This window comes from Streptomyces sp. NPDC014991 (assembly GCF_043080665.1).
Classification (GTDB): Bacteria; Actinomycetota; Actinomycetes; order Streptomycetales; family Streptomycetaceae; genus Streptomyces.
The window spans coordinates 267,408-285,293 of the sequence record NZ_JBIBVY010000008.1 but is presented as its reverse complement, the minus strand read 5'-3'; the positions used below and the strand labels follow the sequence as shown (position 1 = coordinate 285,293).

Genomic DNA, 17,886 nt, shown 5'->3' with positions numbered 1-17,886 from the left:
GGTGCTTGAGTGTGCGGCGCCCACCGCTCCTGCCACGCGTGCCATGAGGGGTCCACCGATGACAAGCACCGGGTTCCGCCGTACCGTCGTCGCGTTCGGCGTCTGTTCCGCCCTCGCCCTCGCCGCCACCGCCTGCGGGCCGGGCGACGACGGCCCGGCGAGCGGCAAGACCCGTATCACCGTCAACTGCGAGCCGCCCAGGAGCGCCGAGGTCGACCGGGCTTTCTTCGAGGAAGAGGTCGCCGCCTTCGAGAAGCGGAACCCGGACATCGACGTCGTCGCGCACGACGCCTTCCCCTGCCAGGACCCCAAGACCTTCGACGCCAAGCTCGCCGGCGGCCGGATGGAGGACGTGTTCTACACGTACTTCACCGACGCGCGGCACGTCGTGGACGTCCGCCAGGCCGCCGACCTCACGCCGTACCTCAGCCGGCTCAAGAGCTACGGCAGCATCCAGAAGCAACTGCGGGACATCTACACCGTGGACGGCAAGGTCTACGGCATCCCGCGCACCGGCTACTCCATGGGCCTGGTCTACAACCGCGCACTGTTCCGCAAGGCCGGCCTGGATCCCGACCGGCCCCCCGCGACGTGGGACGAGGTCCGTGCCGCCGCCAGGAGGATCGCCGCCCTCGGCAGCGGCACGGTCGGATACGCCGACTACAGCGCGCAGAACCAGGGCGGCTGGCACTTCACCGCCGAGCTGTACTCCCGGGGCGGGGATGTCGTCAGCGCGGACGGCAGGAAGGCCACCGTCGACAGCCCCGAGGGCCGGGCCGTCCTGCGCGACCTGCACGACATGCGGTGGACCGACGACTCGATGGGCAGCAGACAACTCCTCGTCATCAACGACGTACAGCAGCTGATGGGGGCGGGGCGGCTCGGCATGTACCTCGCCGCCCCCGACAACATCCCGATCCTGGTCAAGGAGAAGGGCGGCGACTACAAGGACCTCGCCCTCGCACCCATGCCCGGCGGCAGGGGCACCCTCATCGGCGGTGACGGCTACATGTTCGACAAGCACGACACGCCCGCCCAGATCCGCGCCGGCCTCAAGTGGCTCGACCACATGTTCCTCACCCCGGGCAAGGGCTTCCTCGGCGACTACGCCCGCGCCAGGAAGCACGACGCCCCCGTCGGGCTGCCCGAGCCCCGCCTGTTCACCGGCACCGCCGACGCCACCGACCAGCAGGCCAAGAAGGCCAACGCCAACGTCCCGGTGGAGAACTACCGGGCCTTCCTGGACGGCAACCCCCGGCTCCGGATGCGGATCGAGCCACCGCACGCCCAGCAGATCTACTCCGTCCTCGACGCCGTCGTCTCCGCCGTCCTCACCAAGAAGGACGCCGACATCGACCGACTCCTCGAAGAGGCCTCCGGAAAGATCGACTCCATCCTGGCCCGGAGCTGACCGCCATGACGAAGACGGTCGAGCGGCAGCCCCCGGCACCGGCCGCCGTCCCCCCGGTCCCGGCGCCGACTCCGGCAGCAGGCCGCAGGCGGCGCCGCCTCGCCGACCAGGCCCGCGCCTACGGTTTCCTCCTGGGCGGCCTGATCTGCTTCGCCCTGTTCTCCTGGTACCCAGCGATCCGCGCGGTCGTCATCGCCTTCCAGAAGTACACCCCGGGCTCACCGCCCGAGTGGGCCGGCACCGCCAACTTCACCCGCGTGCTGCACGACCCCGAGTTCGCCGCCGCCTGGCGCAACACCCTCACCTTCACCCTGCTCGCGCTGATCGTCGGCTTCGCGATCCCCTTCGTGCTCGCCCTCGTCCTCAACGAACTGCGGCACGCCAGAGCCTTCTTCCGCGTCGTCGTCTACCTGCCGGTGATGATCCCGCCCGTGGTCAGCGCCCTGCTGTGGAAGTGGTTCTACGACCCCGGAACCGGCCTGGCCAACGAGACCCTCCGCTTCCTGCACCTGCCCACCTCGAACTGGTCCAACGGCACCGACACCGCCCTCGTCTCCCTGGTCGTCGTCGCCACCTGGGCCAACATGGGCGGCACCGTCCTCATCTACCTGGCCGCCCTCCAGTCCGTCCCGGGCGAGCTGTACGAGGCCGCCGAACTCGACGGGGCGAACCTCCTCCAGCGCGTCCGGCACGTCACCGTCCCGCAGACCCGGTTCGTCATCCTCATGCTGATGCTCCTCCAGATCATCGCCACCATGCAGGTGTTCACCGAACCGTTCGTCATCACGGGCGGCGGCCCGGAGAACGCGACCGTCACCGTCCTCTACCTCATCTACAAGTACGCCTTCCTCTACAACGACTTCGGTGGCGCCTGCGCCCTCAGCGTCCTGCTGCTGCTCCTGCTCGGCGCCTTCTCCGCGCTCTACCTCCGCCTCACCCGCTCCGAGGGGGACGCATGAGCACCACCACCCGCACCCTGATCTCCCCGGCCACCCTCGCCCGCCCGCGCGGGAAAGCCGCCTACTGGGCGGTGTTCACGGCCGTCGTCGTCCTCTTCGCGCTCGCCTTCCTCTTCCCCGTGTACTGGATGGTGACCGGCGCGATGAAGTCCCCCAACGAGGTGGCGCGCACCCCACCCGACCTCCTGCCGGAGCACTTCCACCTCGGCGGCTACACCGACGCATGGGACCTGATGCAGCTCCCGCAGCACCTGGGCAACACCGTCGTCCAGGCCGTCGGCGCCTGGGCCTTCCAGCTGGTGTTCTGCACGGCCGCCGCCTACTCCCTGTCCAGGCTGAGACCGGCCTTCGGCAAGGTGGTCCTCGGCGGCATCCTCGCCACCCTCATGGTCCCGGCGCAGGCGCTGGTCGTCCCCAAGTACCTGACCGTCGCCGACCTGCCGCTGATCCACACCAGCCTGCTCGACGACCCCCTCGCGATCTGGCTGCCGGCCGTCGCCAACGCCTTCAACCTGTACCTGCTCAAACGGTTCTTCGACCAGCTGCCGCGCGACGTGCTGGAGGCCGCCGAGATCGACGGCGCCGGCAGGCTGCGCATCCTGTGGTCGGTCGTCCTGCCCATGTCCCGGCCGGTCCTCGGCGTGGTGTCCATCTTCGCGCTGGTCGCCGTCTGGCAGGACTTCCTGTGGCCGCTGATGGTCTTCTCCGACACCGGCAAGCAGCCGGTCAGCGTGGCGCTCGTCCAGCTGTCGCAGAACATCCAGCTCACCGTGCTCATCGCCGCCATGGTGATCGCCAGCATCCCGATGGTGGCACTGTTCCTCGTCTTCCAGCGGCACATCATCGCCGGGATCAGCGCGGGCAGCACCAAGGGCTGACACCGGCGCCCCGTCTCCGGCCCCCCGTCTACCGAAAGGCACGCTCCGTGGGACAGCCCCGCCATGCCCCCGAGGACCCCGACTGGTGGCGCACGGCCGTCATCTACCAGGTGTACGTCCGCAGCTTCGCGGACGGCAACGGCGACGGCACCGGCGACCTCGCGGGGGTCCGCTCCCGGCTGCCGTACCTCGCCGGACTCGGCGTGGACGCCCTGTGGTTCAGCCCCTGGTACCCCTCGCCCATGAAGGACGGCGGCTACGACGTCGCCGACTACCGTGCCGTCGACCCGGCCTTCGGCACCCTCGCCGAGGCGGAGAAACTCATCGCCGAGGCCCGCGAGTCGGGCATCCGGACGATCGTCGACATCGTGCCCAACCACGTCTCCGACCAGCATCCCTGGTTCCGGGCGGCACTCGCCGCCGGGCCGGGAAGCCCCGAGCGGGAGCTGTTCCACTTCCGGCGGGGACGCGGCGCGCACGGCGAACTCCCGCCGAACGACTGGCCGTCGCAGTTCGCCGGCTCCACCGCACCGGTGTGGACACGGCTGCCCGACGGCGACTGGTACCTGCACCTGTTCACTCCCGAGCAGCCGGACCTCAACTGGGCCCACCCGGCCGTCCGCCAGGAACACGAGGACATCCTGCGCTTCTGGTTCGAGCGGGGCGTCGCCGGAGTCCGCATCGACTCGGCCGCCCTGCTCGCCAAGGACCCGGACCTGCCCGACCTCGCCACCCGGCCACGGCCGCACCCCTTCGTCGACCGCGATGAACTCCACGCCGTCTACCGCTCCTGGCGGCGCGTGGCCGACGAGTACGCCGGCGTCTTCGTCGGCGAGGTCTGGCTCCCCGACCCCGAACGCTTCGCCCGCTACCTGCGCCCCGACGAACTCCACACCGCCTTCAACTTCTCCTTCCTGTCCTGCCCCTGGGACCCCGCACGGCTGCGCGCCTCCATCGACACCACCCTCGCCGAGCACGCCCCCGTCGGCGCCCCGGCCACCTGGGTGCTGTGCAACCACGACGTCACCCGCACGGTGACCCGGTACGGCCGCGAGGACACCGCCTTCGACTTCGCCACCAAGGCCTTCGGTACGCCGGCGGACCTGGCGCTCGGCACCCGCCGGGCGCGGGCCGCGGCCCTGCTGTCACTGGCGCTGCCCGGCTCGGTGTACCTCTACCAGGGGGAGGAACTGGGCCTGCCGGAGGCCGATGTCCCGGCCGACCGCGCCCAGGACCCGATGTACTTCCGCTCCGGTGGCGCAGCCCCCGGCCGCGACGGCTGCCGGGTCCCGCTGCCCTGGGCCGAGGACATGCCGTACGCGGGCTTCGGCGCCGGCGAGGAGCCATGGCTGCCGCAGCCGGCCGACTGGCCGTCGTACGCGGTCGACCGCCAGCAACGCGACCCGGACTCCATGCTCGCCCTCTACCGCCAGGCCATCAGCCTCCGCCCGGTGTTCGGCGACGGCCCCCTGACCTGGCTGCCCGCCCCCGACGGCGTCCTCGCCTTCTCCCGCGCCGGGGGAGCGCTGTGCGTGGTGAACCTCGCGCCCACGCCCGCCGGCCTGCCCCCGCACTCCCGGCTCCTGCTGAGCAGCGGCCCGCTGGACCGGGCGGGCCGGCTGCCACCGGACACGGCGGCCTGGCTGCGTGCCTGAGCCGCCCCCCGTACGCACTCCGCTATCCCCGCACCCCCACCACGAAGGGATCAGCACATGGACAGCAGCACCGCCGGACACGTCAGGCGCATGCCGGCCATCGGGGCGGTCGTCGCCCTCGCCGCCGGCATGCTCGTCACCCTCGCCCCGGCCGCCCACGCGGCGGCGGGCGCCGCCCTCCCCTTCACCTCCGTGGAAGCCGAGTCGGCGGCCACCACCGGCACGCGGACCGGCCCCGATCACACGCAGGGCACCCTCGCCTCGGAGGCCTCCGGCCGGCAGGCCGTGCGGCTGACGGCCGGGCAGCGGGTGGAGTTCACCGTGCCCCGCGCGTCCAACGCGCTGAACATCGCCTACAACGTGCCCGACGGTCAGTCCGGCACACTGAACGTGTACGTCAACGGCACCCGACTCGCCAGATCCCTCCCGGTCACCTCCAAGTACTCGTACATCGACACCGGCTGGATCGCCGGCGCCCGGACGCACCACTTCTTCGACAACGCCCGGCTGCTGCTCGGGCAGAACGTCCAGGCCGGCGACAAGATCGCCGTCGAGCCGGCCGGCACCCAGGTGACCGTCGACGTCGCCGACTTCGAGCAGGTCGCTCCGGCCGCCACCCAGCCCGCCGGCTCGGTGTCCGTCGTCTCCAAGGGCGCCGACCCCGGCGGCAACGGCGACTCCACCCAGGCGTTCCGCGACGCCATCGCCGCCGCCCAGGGCGGCACGGTGTGGATCCCACCGGGCGACTACCGCCTCACGTCCTCCCTGAACGGCGTACAGAACGTGACGCTCCAGGGTGCCGGCAGCTGGCACTCCGTCGTGCACACCTCCCACTTCGTCGACCAGACCGGCTCCTCGGGGAACGTCCGCATCAAGGACTTCGCGGTCATCGGCGAGGTCACCGAACGCGTCGACTCCAGCCCCGACAACTTCGTCAACGGCTCCCTCGGCCCGAACTCCTCCGTGTCCGGCATGTGGATCCAGCACCTGAAGGTCGGCCTGTGGCTGACCGGCAACAACGACAACCTGGTGGTGGAGAACAACCGCATCCTCGACACCACCGCCGACGGCCTCAACCTCAACGGCACCGCCAGGGGCGTCCGGGTCCGCAACAACTTCCTGCGCAACCAGGGCGACGACGCCCTCGCCATGTGGTCCCTGTACGCCCCGGACACCGACTCCAGCTTCGACAACAACACGATCTCGCAGCCCAACCTCGCCAACGGCATCGCCGTCTACGGCGGCACCGACATCGCCGTGCGGAACAACCTGGTCTCCGACACCAACGCCCTCGGCAGCGGCATCGCGATCTCCAACCAGAAGTTCATGGACCCGTTCAGCCCGCTCGCCGGGACGATCACCGTCGACGGCAACACACTCGTGCGCACCGGCGCCATGAACCCCAACTGGAACCACCCCATGGGCGCCCTGCGCGTCGACTCCTACGACAGCGCGATCAACGCGACCGTGAACATCACCAACACGACGATCACCGACAGCCCGTACAGCGCCTTCGAGTTCGTCTCCGGCGGCGGTCAGGGCCACCCGGTCCGCAACGTCAACGTGACCGGCGCGACCGTGCGGAACACCGGCACGGTCGTGGTCCAGGCCGAGGCGCAGGGCGCGGCCGGCTTCAAGAACGTCACCGCCACCCAGGTCGGGGCGGCCGGTGTCTACAACTGCCCCTACCCGGCGAACTCCGGCTCCTTCGCGCTCACCGACGGCGGCGGCAACTCCGGCTGGTCCACCACCTGGTCGGACTGCTCCACCTGGCCCCAGCCCGGCCAGGGCAACCCCGAGCCCGACCCGAACCGCAACCTCGTCAAGGGCCGCCCGACCACAGCGACCGGCTCCCAGGACGTCTACTCGCCCGGCAAGGCGGCCGACGGCGACGCGAACACGTACTGGGAGTCCGCCAACAACGCCTTCCCGCAGTCCTGGACGGCCGACCTCGGCTCGCCGTACGCCGTACGCCGCCTCGTGCTGAAACTGCCGCCGTCCCCGGCCTGGGGCGCACGCACCCAGACGATCACCGTACTGGGCAGCACGGACGGCTCCGGCTACACGACCGTGGCCGCCGCCCACGCCTACCGCTTCGACCCGGCCACCGGCAACACCGTGACCGTCCCCCTGCCCAGCGGTACGGACCTGCGCTACCTGCGCCTGACGGTCACCGCCAACACGGCATGGCCGGCCGGACAGTTCAGCGAGGTGGAGGCGTACCTGACATCGTGATCCCCACCGGAGCGAGGTGACGGCCGGCAGCCGCGAGGTGCCGGACGGCCACCGTGGCCGAGCGGGACGAGGCACCGGGGCGGACCGTCACCCGTCCGCCCCGCTGCTTCGACCGGCAGCCCGCCCTGTGCCGAAGGGTCAGCCGCCGGGCTCCCTGATCGGCAGCGCCGCACGCGCCCGCCCCGGCTCCGCCCGTACCGCCGACTTTCACGCGGGCGCCACCGGGGACTTCCCTGACGTTTGCTGCTCTTGGAACACTCGCTCCGCGCACATTCCGTCAACTGACGGGTTCGCGGACGTACGTCAGGACGAGAGGACCCTCACCCATGCCCGAAGTCAACCGGCGGCGCTTCCTCCAAGTGTCCGGTGCCGCAACGGCGTTCACGGCGCTGGCCGGCAGCATCCAGCGGGCGGCCGCCCTGCCCGCCCACCACCGCACCGGCTCGGTGGACGACGTGGAGCACATCGTCGTCCTGATGCAGGAGAACCGTTCCTTCGACCACTACTTCGGCTCGCTGCGCGGAGTCCGGGGCTTCGGCGACCCCCGTCCGGTCAGCCAGAACGGCAGGTCCGTCTGGAAGCAGTCCGACGGCACCAAGGACATCCTGCCCTTCCACCCCGACGCCGACGACCTGGGCCTGGCCTTCATCCAGGACCTCCCGCACGGCTGGAACGACGGACACGCCGCGTTCAACGGCGGCAGGTACGACAAGTGGGTGCCGGCCAAGTCCGCCACGACGATGGCGTACCTGACCCGCGACGACATCCCCTTCCACTACGCCCTCGCGGACGCCTTCACCGTCTGCGACGCCTACCACTGCTCGCTGATCGGTTCCACCGACCCCAACCGCTACTACCTGTGGTCGGGTTACACCGGAAACGACGGCGAGGGCGGCGGCCCGGTCCTCGGCAACGAGGAGGCGGGCTACGGCTGGACGACGTACCCCGAGCGACTGGAGCGGGCCGGGGTCTCCTGGAAGATCTACCAGGACGTCGGTGACGGTCTGGACGCGGCCGGCTCCTGGGGCTGGATCAGCGACGCCTACCGCGGCAACTACGGCGACAACTCGCTCCTCTACTTCGACCGGTACCGCGCCGCCCGGCCCGGTGACCCGCTGTACGACAAGGCCCGCACCGGCACCGACGCCCGCAAGGGCGAGGGCTTCTTCGACCGGCTGAAGGCCGACGTCCAGGCGGACCGGCTGCCCCAGGTCTCCTGGATCGTCGCCCCCGAGGCCTTCACCGAACACCCCAACTGGCCCGCCAACTACGGCGCCTGGTACGTCTCCCAGGTCCTGGACGCGCTCACCTCCAACCCCGAGGTGTGGGGCAGGACCGCGCTCTTCCTCACCTACGACGAGAACGACGGCTTCTTCGACCACGTGATCCCGCCCTACCCGCCGGCCTCCGCCGCCCAGGGCCGGTCGACGGTGGACCCGGCGCCCGACCTGTTCAAGGGCGACGGCAGCCATGTCGCCGGGCCGTACGGGCTGGGGCAGCGGGTGCCGATGATCGTCGTCTCCCCCTGGAGCAAGGGCGGTTACGTCTGCTCCGAGACCTTCGACCACACCTCGGTCATCCGGTTCATCGAGCGCCGCTTCGGTGTGCGCGAACCGAACATCTCGCCCTGGCGGCGAGCCGTCTGCGGCGATCTGACCAGCGCCTTCGACTTCTCCCGCAAGGACACCGCGCCGGTCGCGCTGCCCTCCACGGCCGGCTACCTGCCGCCGGACCGCACCCGCCACCCGGACTACGTCCCCAAGCCGCCCGCCCACCCCGCACTGCCCGGGCAGGAGCCCGGCAGCCGGCCCACCCGCCCGCTGAAGTACGCACCCACGACGGACGGTTCCGCGGACACCGCGGCCGGCAAGTTCACGCTCACCTTCGCCTCGGGGGCACAGGCGGGCGCCGCCTTCCTGGTCACGTCCGGCAACCGCACCGACGGCCCCTGGACGTACACGACCCAGGCCGGCAAGAGCCTCTCGGACACCTGGAACTCCGCCTACTCCGGCGGCACCTACGACCTCGCCGTGCACGGCCCCAACGGCTTCCTGCGCGTCTTCAGGGGCCGCAACAAGGTCGCCGGCCCGGAGGTCACCGCCCGGCACGCGGGCGACGACATCCAGCTCACCTTCACCAACAGGGGCTCCGGCACCGTCAGGCTGACACTGACCGACGGCTACGGCGGCAGCCCCGTCGTGATAGGCGTGCGGCCCGGCGCGACCGTGCGGCAGACCGTCGGCCTGGCGGCGAGCGAGCGCTGGTACGACCTGACCGTCACCTCCGACGCCGACCCGGTCTTCCTGCGCGGCTTCGCCGGCCATGTCGAGAACGGGCTGCCCGGCGTCAGCGACCCGGCCATCGGCGCGCGATGAACGGGCGATGAACACCGCTCCGTGCGGACTGGTCAGGTACCGGTCAGATCAGGGTAGTGTGCCCCGGTGACCACGCAATCGAACACCCCGGCAGGCTGGTACCCGGATCCGCACGGGGCGGTCCAGACGCTCCGTTACTGGGACGGCGCGCAGTGGACCGAGCACACCAACCCGGCTCAGCCGGCCGGGCAGGCTCCGCCGCAGCAGGCACCGGCCCAGCAGGCCGCTTTCCCGCAGCAGCAGACCGCCGACAGCAAGGTGCAGCGGCAGGTGCAGCGGCAGGCCGGTGTCGCGGCCGGCGGCACCGGCGGCGGCACCCTCTTCACCGAGCCCGTCCTGGTCGTGAACCAGAAGGCCAAGCTGATCGAGCTGACCAACGAGTACACGGTCATGGATCAGAACGGCCGCCAGCTCGGGTCCGTCACCCAGGTGGGACAGGGCGTACTGAAGAAGATCCTGCGCTTCGTCTCCAGCCTCGACCAGTTCATGACCCACCGGCTGGAGATCCGCGACGCCTACGGCCAGCCGCAGTTGCTGCTGACCCGCCCCGCGAAGATCTTCAAGTCCCGGGTGGTCGTGACCCGCCCGGACGGCTCGCCGGTCGGCGAGATCGTCCAGAAGAACATGATCGGGAAGATCAACTTCGCGATGACCGCGAACGGCCAGCAGGTCGGCGCGATCAAGGCGGAGAACTGGCGGGCCTGGAACTTCGCGATCGTCGACCACGCGGACAACGAGGTCGCCCGGATCACCAAGACCTGGGAAGGCCTCGCCAAGACGCTGTTCACGACCGCGGACAACTACGTCCTCCAGATCCACTACCAGCTCCCCGAGCCGCTGCTGAGCCTCGTGGTGGCCACGGCGCTGACGGTGGACACCGCGCTGAAGCAGGACTCGCGCGGCTGGGGCTGACCGGCAGGACGGGACCAGGTATTGCCGACGGCGGCCGGTGCGCGCGGATGTCCTCCGCCCGCGCCGGCCGCCGTCGCCGTACGCGATCACAGTGCCGTGAGATGCCCCGGCTGCTCCGTCCGCCGTGGCAGCAGCACCGGCTCGGCTGTCGCCGTCGCGGGCTCCAGGGCCAGCACCGCCGCCACCGGATGCTCGTCGTGCCGGTCGTGCCCGTCGTGCTCCTGGAGCCGGTCGCGTTCTTCCGGTCCGTCGTGCCGTCCGTCGTGCTGTCCGCGTTCCTCCGCGCGGCCGGGCGCGGGAGCCGCCCGCGTCAGCAGCACCACGCCCGACGCGGCCAGCGCCGCACCCGCCACGGCCAGCAGCACCCCGCCGGCGCCGCCCTCCAGGCCCTGCCCCAGCAGAGTGAGGCCGATCACCGCGGCGGCCACCGGGTTGGCGAGGGTGACGACGGCCAGCGGAGCCCCCAGGCCGCCGCGGTAGGCCGTCTGCGACAGCAGCAGCCCGCCGACGGCGAACGCGGCGACGAGCACGGCCACGACGATCACCCCGGTGCCGAGCGCGGGTCCGGACCGGTCCGTTGCCGAGACGGTCACCGTCTGGGTGAGCGCGGAGGCGACACCGGAGGCGAAGCCGGAGGCGGTCGCGTGCCGCAGGCCCGGCCGGGCGCCGGGCCGGGACAGCAGCCCGATGGCCGCGGCCGTCGCACCGGCGACCGCCAGCGCCTCGGACAGCGACAGCACCCGGGCGGGTGCGGGGCCGGAGGCGGCGACGAGCAGGGCCCCGAGTCCGAGCAGGGTCAGTGCCGTACCGCGCCACTCCACCGCGCTGACCCGCCGGCCCGCCGCCCGCGCGCCCAGGGGCACCGCCGCGACCAGGGTGAGCGCGCCCAGCGGCTGGACGACGGTGAGCGGGCCGTACCTCAGGGCGACGACGTGCAGCAGCGCGGCGACGGCGTTCAGGCCGACCGCGGACCACCAGGCGCCGGTGCCCAGCAGCCGCAGCAGGCCGGTGCCGGCGCTGCGCGCGGCGAGGCGTTCCTGGGCGACGGCGGCCAGCGCGTAGGCGACGGCCGACACCAGGGACAGGGCCAGGGCGGTCACCTCGGCGGCGCTCATCGGGCCGCTCCCGCCAGGACGGGCTCCGGCGCGGCGAGCCGGCCGGCGCCGCGCCCGGCCGTGGTGGCCGTGTGCCGCGGCGGATGGATGACCGCGAGGGCCACGCCGAGCATGGCCGTGGCGACGAGGGCGTCGAGCCAGTAGTGGTTCGCCGTGCCGGTGATCACCAGCAGGGTGAGCGCCGGGTGCAGCAGCCAGAGGGCGCGCCACCGGGAGCGGGTGGCGGCGATCAGGCCGACCGCCACCATGAGCGCCCAGCCGAAGTGCAGCGAGGGCATGGCCGCGAACTGGTTGGACAGGTGGTCGCTGGACGGCGGGCCGTACACGGACGGCCCGTAGATCCGCGCCGTGTCCACCAGGCCGGTGCCGGTCAGCATCCGGGGCGGGGCCAGCGGGAAGGTGAACGGCAGCACCAGGGCGGCCGTGGTGACGACGGCGAGGACCCGGCGGGCCCAGACGTAGTGCGCGGGCCGCCGCACGTAGAGCCAGACCAGGAAGGCGAGCGTGGCCGGGAAGTGGACGGTCGCGTAGTAGGTGTTCGCCAGGTGGACGAGGGTGTCGCCGTGCAGCAGCGCGGACTGCACGGCGTTCTCGTGGGGGAGGTGCGCGGCCCGCTCCAGGTGCCACACGCCACGGGCGTTGCGCAAGGCCTCGGCGGTGTGGCCGGTGGCCAGCTGCCGGCCGAGCTTGTAGACCAGGAAGAGCCCGGCGACCAGCAGGAACTCACGTATCAGGGGCGGGCGTGCCGTGGTGTCCGGCTCCGCTTTCGCCCCCGCAGGCTCGGTTCGGGCATTCATCCCCCGGCCCCTTCGCTGACGGTGGTGCGTGTGGTGGTGCGTGCGTGTCCCGGTGTCGGGCGCTGCCGTACCCGTAACTGATCGATACGTTTCCGTACCGATACGCCAGTGTACCGATACGCTTGGGTACCGGTACACTGACGTATCGATTGAGGTGCGACACACTGGAGACAGGCCCGGACGCCCGGCTCCGCCGCAGTGGGCCGCGCAGCCGGACGGGCCGTACACGAGTGAGGGGAAGCAGCGCATGACGTCGCAGGCCGCGGACGAACCGGAGACGGTCGTCGCCTCGCGCCGCTCCAAGATCACGCCGGAGCGTGAGCGGGAGTTCTTCGACGCCGTGCTGGAACAGATCCGCGAGTGCGGCTACGACTCCGTCACCATGGAGGGCGTCGCCGCCAGCACCCGGTGCAGCAAGTCCACGCTCTACCGCCAGTGGAAGACCAAACCGCAGTTCGTGGCGGCGGCGCTGCGCGCCAACCGCCGGGTGCGTTTCGCCGGCATCGACACGGGATCGCTCGTCGAGGACCTGCGCCGGGCCGCGCGGGCCGCGGGCGACTGGTCCGGCAAGGACACCCGGCTGCTCCAGGCCCTGGGGCACGCGGTGACGGCGGACCAGGAACTGGCCCAGGCGCTGCGTGAGGCGCTGGTCCTGCCGGAGATCGCCGCGCTGGAGGAGATGCTGGCCCGGGGCGTGGCCCGGGGCGAGGTCCCCGCGGGAAATCCGGCGCTGGCCTACGTGCCCACCATGATGTTCGGCGTCCTGCGGGTGCGGCCGGTGCTCTGCGGCCAGTACGCCGACTCCGACTACCTCGCCGGTTTCGTGGAGGCCGCCGTGCTGCCCGCGCTGGGACTGACCTGAGACCCAGGCCGCCGTTCACGGGATGACTGAACGGTGACCTGACCGCGCCGCACCGTGGGGACGGGGGCGGCGCGCACCCCCGGCCGGGTGGGACTCCTCTTGAGCGGAGAGGAATCCCACCCGGCCGATCCGGGGCTCAGACGTCCTGGCCGTTCCCGGTGCCGGACGAGACCGTGATGCCCTTGACGATCTCGTCGACCACGGACACCTGCCGGCCGACGTCCACGCCGAAGCGCACCACCATGAACCGGCGGGGGGCGTCGGGCGAGGGGAAGGCGACCGACTCGACATAGCCGTCGGCGCCCTTGCTGGTGACCGCCTTCCAGCGGACCAGGTAGCCCTTCTGTCCGGCGACCGTCACCGCCTCGGAGGCCAGCACCTTGTGCGAGGTGATGCTGCCGTAGCTGGTGCCGCCGTACGAAGCCTCGGCGTTGGCCGCGATGTCCGCCTCGGCGACCTTCCTGGCCGTGTCGGCCCGGATGCCCAGCCCCACCGCCGGGGCCGTGTAGGCGCCGCCCGCGGTGCACGTCCTGGTGGCGTCTCCCGGGCACTTGTAGGAGTCGTCGGAGGTCACCTGCACGCCGGCGGGGATCGTCTGCCCACTCCAGCCCTTCGGAACCGGCAGGCTGATCCCGGTGACCGGGTCGGACACCGTACCGCCGCCCTGTACCTTCGGCGCCCCGGACTGCCCCGGCGACGGCGAGGCCCCGCCGGAGCCCCCCGGTCCACCGGAACCGCCGGTCCCACCGGAACCGCCCGGGCCGCCGTCCTGCCCGCCGACCGGGCCCCGCCGCGAGCCCGCGCGGTCACCGTCTCCGTCGTGTCCGGCGAGGGCGTACACGCCGACACCGATGCTCACCAGTACCGCGGCCGTCACCGCGACGGCTATGCCCGTGCGCAGACCGGTCCGGGACCCGGCCGGCGGCTGGGCGGGATACGCCGGATATCCCGGATGCGCGCCGTACCCCACCGGCATCGCGGCCGTCGGACCGGCCGGCTGTCCGGGGTGGGCCGTCGGCGGGCCGCCGTCCGCCGGTCGCGGCGGGGGACCCCACGAGGCGGCCGTGCCGGCGGGGCGGGTCCGGTCCGTCCAGGCCTTGCCGTCCCACCAGCGCTCGGTGGGCGGACCGTCATGCGTCTGCCCGGGGTCGGGATACCACCCGGGAGGAGTCACCTGCGTCATGTCCCCACCGTATGAGGCAACGGTGAAAGCGGGATGAGAGGATCCGCTGCCGATCCCATGAAGGCGCATTCCGCCCAGGATTTGTCCGCGGCCCGTCCCGTCCCACCGCTTCCGCGTCTTCCCAGCACCTTCCGGAGCCCCGCGCCGACGTCCCGTCCACGGGTCGGGCGCGGTGTGCGTCGCCGGTTCGCGCTCCCGTTCACCCGGCGGGGCAACACCTGACGGGACCGGCCACCACAGGCCCCGCCGGACGGCTACGCTCGTGCTCCGTACGTCGTTCGGACGGCCTGGGGAGGTAACGGATGACGGAGGGACGGCCGTCGGCGGCCGGCTCGGCTCCCCTGTGGGAGCGCGATACCGAGATCGCCACCGTCGTACAGGCGCTCGACGTACTCTGTGCCGACCAGCGGTCCGCGGGCGGCCTGCTGGTGTTCCGGGGCGACGCGGGACTGGGGAAGACCGCGCTGCTGGCCGAGACCCGCCGCATCGCCGAGCGCCGCGGCTGCACGGTCTGGTCCGCGCGCGGCGCCGAGACCCTGAAGTCCGTACCGTTCAACGTGGTACGGCAGTTGCTCCAGCCCGCACTGCTGGCCCTGCTGCCCGAGGAGGCCCGCGAATACCTCGGCGACTGGTACGACATCGCCGGCCCCGCCCTCGGCATAGCCGACCCGCAGGAGGGCAACGCAGACCCGCAGTACGTCTGCGACGGACTCGTCGCGGCGGTACGCCGGCTGGCCCGCCGCGAGTGGCCGCTCGTGCTGCTCCTCGACGACGCCCACTGGGCCGACCAGGAGACCCTGCGCTGGCTCGCCGAGTTCGCCGAGCGCCTGGACGACCTGTCCGTCCTCGTCGTGGTCGCCCGCCGCCCGGACGAGGCCGGCGGGGACAGCGCCCGCCATCTCGACGCGGTGGCCGCCGCGGGCCGCCCCGTCAGCAACCTCAGAAGCCTCACTCCGGACGCCACCGCGGGCCTCACCCGCGCCACCCTCGGCCGGCAGGCCGACGACGCGTTCTGCCGCGAGGTCTGGGCCGTCACCGGCGGCAACCCCTACGACACCGTCGAACTCCTCGCCAAGGTGCGGGACAGCGAACTCGAGCCGGTCGAGGCGCAGGCCGGGGAACTGCGCGCCCTCAACCGCGGCGCCCGCGGCGGCGGACTCGTCGACCGGCTCAAGAACCTCGGCCTGGAGGCCACCCGGTTCGCCTGGGCCGCCGCCATCCTCGGCACCGGCATCACCGTCGACATGGTCGCCCGCCTCGCCACCATGAACGACGACGTCGCCCGTCACAGCGCCGGACTGCTCTGCAACGCCCGCATCCTCACCCCGCCCGACCCGGCCGGCGGCACCGAACACGCCGAAGGCGAGCTGGAGTTCGTCCACCCGCTCATCGCCTCCGCCGTCTACCACTCCATCCCGCCCGGCGTGTGCACCGCCATGCACGGGGTCGCCGCCCAGATCATCACCGAGCTGGGCCGCGGCGCCGCCGAGGCCGCCCGGCACCTGCTGAAGGTGCACCCGGACGACGACGAGGAACTCGTCCAGCAGCTGCGCGACGCCGCCCGCGAACACCTCGCCGTCGGCGCCCCCGACGCGGCCCGCCGCTGCCTCGAACGCGCCCTGCGGGAGCCGCCCCTGCCCGAGGTCCACGCGCAGGTCCTGTACGAGCTGGGCTGCGCCACCCTCCTGACCAACCCCGCCGTCACCATCGGCCATCTCCGGAGCGCGCTCGGCATGCGCGGCCTGGACGCGACCGAGCGGGTCGACGCCGTCGTCCGCCTCTCCCAGGCGCTGCTCCACAACGACCAGCTGGAGGAGGCCGTCCGCACGGTCGAGGCCGAGGCCGCCGGGCACGACGCGGGCCCCGTCCGGATGCGGCTCCAGGCCTTCCAGTTCATGTGGGAGGGCATCCACGGCGAGACCGTCTCCCCGGCCCGCTCCCGGCGCCTCGCCGAGCTGGCCGCCACCTGCACCGGCCGCGACAACGCCGAACGCGCCCTGCTGATCGTGCGCGGCTTCGACGCGATGACCCACGGCGAGAGCGCGGACGAGGTCGTCGCCCTGTGCGACCGCGCCCTCGTCAACGGCCGCCTCGCGCCCGGCCTCGGCTGGACCGACCCCGCGTGGGGCATGGAGCTGCTGATGATGCTCGGCAGCGCGTACGCCTACGCCGACCGGCTGGACCGCGCCGAGAGCCTGTTCACCGAGGCCCGGCGTGTCTACACCACGGCCGGCTGGCGCGGCGGCCACCTCTCCCTGGCCAACGCCTTCCTCGGGCTCGCCTACCGCAGACAGGGCAGACTGCGCGACGCCGAGTCCGTCCTGCGCGAGGCCCTGGCCCTGGCCGAACGCGTCGGCCGGCGCCTGCCGCTGTACTGGTCGGCCGTCTGCGGGCTGGTCGACACCCTGCTGGCCCGGGGCCGCGTCGCGGAGGCCTGGTCGGTCGCCGAACAGTACGGCTTCGCGCCGCCGTACCCGTCCACGATCGTGCTGCCCGACATCCGGTCCGTGCGCGGCCGGCTGCTGCTCGCCGTCGGCCGCACCGAGGACGGCGTCAACGAACTGGAGGCCGCCGAGAAGACCGCCGCCTCCCGCGGCGGCCACAACCCCGTCCTCGCGCCCTGGTCCATCGACCTCGCCAAGGCCCTCGCCCGTCAGGACCCGGCCCGGGCCGCCCTGCTCGCGGCCGACGCCCGCCGGCAGGCCGAGCGGTTCGGCACCGACACCGCGATCGGCGAGGCCCTGCGCTGCGCCGCCGCCCTGGCGACGGGCCCGGAGGCGGTACGGCTCGCCGCCCGGGCCGTCACCTACCTGGAGGCCTCACCCTCCCAGTACGAGCACGCGGCGGCGCGGATCGAGTACGGCATCGCGACCGGCTCGGCCGCGGAACTCGACCGGGGCCTGGTCCTCGCCCGAGCCTGCGGCGCGGAGGGTCTGACGACCCAGGCCCGCGACGCCCTGGGATCGGCACCCGGACTCCGGTGACCCGACGACCGACTCACCCGCCACAGCGGTTACCGGGTTGACGCCGAGCGCTGCGGTGGGCACGACAGCCGTCGGGTGACGCCACCGCTCGGCCCGTGCGCCTGCAGTCCGGCCCGCCCCGTCCGCCCGTCGAGCTGCGTGCGCAGCGCGGTCAGCACGGCCCGGGGGCACTGCGCCGGTGCGAGGTGGGCGGCCCCGGGCAGCTCCACCAGCATCGCCTCCCGCAGGTGCGCGGGCGGTGTGGCCGGGTCCTGCCGGCCGGCCACGAGGAGGGCCGGTACCGTGAGGCCGGCGAGCCGGTCGCGCAGATCGAGCGCGGCGAACGCGTCGCAGCATCGGCGTGTCGCGGTGGGCGGCGAGCTTCCGCTCGTGCGGGCGAGGTCGGCGAGGACCGGCTCCAGGCTGCGTACGGCGACCAGCACGGTCGCCGTGTCCAGGATGTCCTTGCGCCCAGGGCTGACCGCACTCTCCCGCCGCCGGCCTGCCGGCCCCTCACGCTGCCGGGCCCTCTCGCCGAGGG

At 72.6% G+C, this 17,886-nt stretch carries 12 protein-coding genes and 1 pseudogene; 9 read left to right on the top strand and 4 right to left on the bottom strand.

Annotation, left to right across the window (positions count from 1 at the left end; genetic code table 11):
- The first annotated feature begins 58 nt into the window (after window positions 1–58).
- From ACF1BE_RS15980 to ACF1BE_RS15950, 7 genes are all read left to right on the top strand, one after another.
- Entirely contained in the window at window positions 59–1,411 is a 1,353-nt protein-coding gene (locus ACF1BE_RS15980) for an ABC transporter substrate-binding protein (RefSeq protein ID WP_392199622.1), read from the top strand.
- A 5-nt stretch (window positions 1,412–1,416) separates the two neighbouring features.
- Window positions 1,417–2,370, top strand: coding sequence for a carbohydrate ABC transporter permease (locus ACF1BE_RS15975; RefSeq protein WP_392199621.1), 954 nt, complete (start codon window positions 1,417–1,419; stop codon window positions 2,368–2,370).
- Window positions 2,367–3,248, top strand: a complete 882-nt coding sequence (locus tag ACF1BE_RS15970; RefSeq protein WP_392199620.1) for a carbohydrate ABC transporter permease — start codon at window positions 2,367–2,369, stop codon at window positions 3,246–3,248. Before ACF1BE_RS15975 ends, ACF1BE_RS15970 begins: the two co-directional genes overlap by 4 nt.
- A gap of 47 nt (window positions 3,249–3,295) precedes the next feature.
- Window positions 3,296–4,903: a glycoside hydrolase family 13 protein gene (locus tag ACF1BE_RS15965; protein ID WP_392199619.1), complete on the top strand. Its 1,608-nt coding sequence runs from the start codon at window positions 3,296–3,298 to the stop codon at window positions 4,901–4,903.
- A 57-nt stretch (window positions 4,904–4,960) separates the two neighbouring features.
- On the top strand, window positions 4,961–7,138 hold the full coding sequence (locus ACF1BE_RS15960; RefSeq protein ID WP_392199618.1) for a discoidin domain-containing protein: 2,178 nt from the start codon (window positions 4,961–4,963) through the stop codon (window positions 7,136–7,138).
- Between the two features lie 326 nt (window positions 7,139–7,464).
- Window positions 7,465–9,513 carry a phosphocholine-specific phospholipase C gene (locus ACF1BE_RS15955; RefSeq protein WP_392199617.1) on the top strand — a complete coding sequence of 683 codons (2,049 nt, stop codon included), beginning with the start codon at window positions 7,465–7,467 and terminating at the stop codon, window positions 9,511–9,513.
- Between the two features lie 66 nt (window positions 9,514–9,579).
- Window positions 9,580–10,425, top strand: a complete 846-nt coding sequence (locus ACF1BE_RS15950) for a phospholipid scramblase-related protein (RefSeq protein ID WP_392199616.1) — start codon at window positions 9,580–9,582, stop codon at window positions 10,423–10,425.
- Between the two features lie 86 nt (window positions 10,426–10,511).
- Here ACF1BE_RS15950 and ACF1BE_RS15945 read toward each other — a convergent pair whose 3' ends face one another.
- Both ACF1BE_RS15945 and ACF1BE_RS15940 read right to left on the bottom strand, forming a co-directional pair.
- Complete coding sequence (locus tag ACF1BE_RS15945) at window positions 10,512–11,540, bottom strand: hypothetical protein (RefSeq protein ID WP_392199615.1); 1,029 nt, start codon at window positions 11,538–11,540, stop codon at window positions 10,512–10,514.
- Window positions 11,537–12,337, bottom strand: a complete 801-nt coding sequence (locus tag ACF1BE_RS15940; protein ID WP_392199614.1) for a phosphatase PAP2 family protein — start codon at window positions 12,335–12,337, stop codon at window positions 11,537–11,539. Before ACF1BE_RS15940 ends, ACF1BE_RS15945 begins: the two co-directional genes overlap by 4 nt.
- 247 nt (window positions 12,338–12,584) lie before the next feature.
- Between ACF1BE_RS15940 and ACF1BE_RS15935 the strand changes: the two genes are divergently transcribed.
- Complete coding sequence (locus tag ACF1BE_RS15935) at window positions 12,585–13,199, top strand: TetR/AcrR family transcriptional regulator C-terminal ligand-binding domain-containing protein (RefSeq protein WP_392199613.1); 615 nt, start codon at window positions 12,585–12,587, stop codon at window positions 13,197–13,199.
- Window positions 13,200–13,335: 136 nt separating this feature from the next.
- Here ACF1BE_RS15935 and ACF1BE_RS15930 read toward each other — a convergent pair whose 3' ends face one another.
- Complete coding sequence (locus tag ACF1BE_RS15930) at window positions 13,336–14,382, bottom strand: DUF2510 domain-containing protein (protein WP_392199612.1); 1,047 nt, start codon at window positions 14,380–14,382, stop codon at window positions 13,336–13,338.
- A gap of 302 nt (window positions 14,383–14,684) precedes the next feature.
- On the opposite strand from ACF1BE_RS15930, the gene ACF1BE_RS15925 reads away from it, so the two are divergent.
- Window positions 14,685–17,366 (top strand): ATP-binding protein, encoded by a 2,682-nt coding sequence (locus ACF1BE_RS15925; protein WP_392199611.1) that lies wholly within the window; start codon window positions 14,685–14,687, stop codon window positions 17,364–17,366.
- Between the two features lie 113 nt (window positions 17,367–17,479).
- Here ACF1BE_RS15925 and ACF1BE_RS15920 read toward each other — a convergent pair.
- A pseudogene (locus ACF1BE_RS15920) lies at window positions 17,480–17,713 on the bottom strand (4-carboxymuconolactone decarboxylase); the annotation flags it as partial.
- Window positions 17,714–17,886 lie beyond the last annotated feature (173 nt).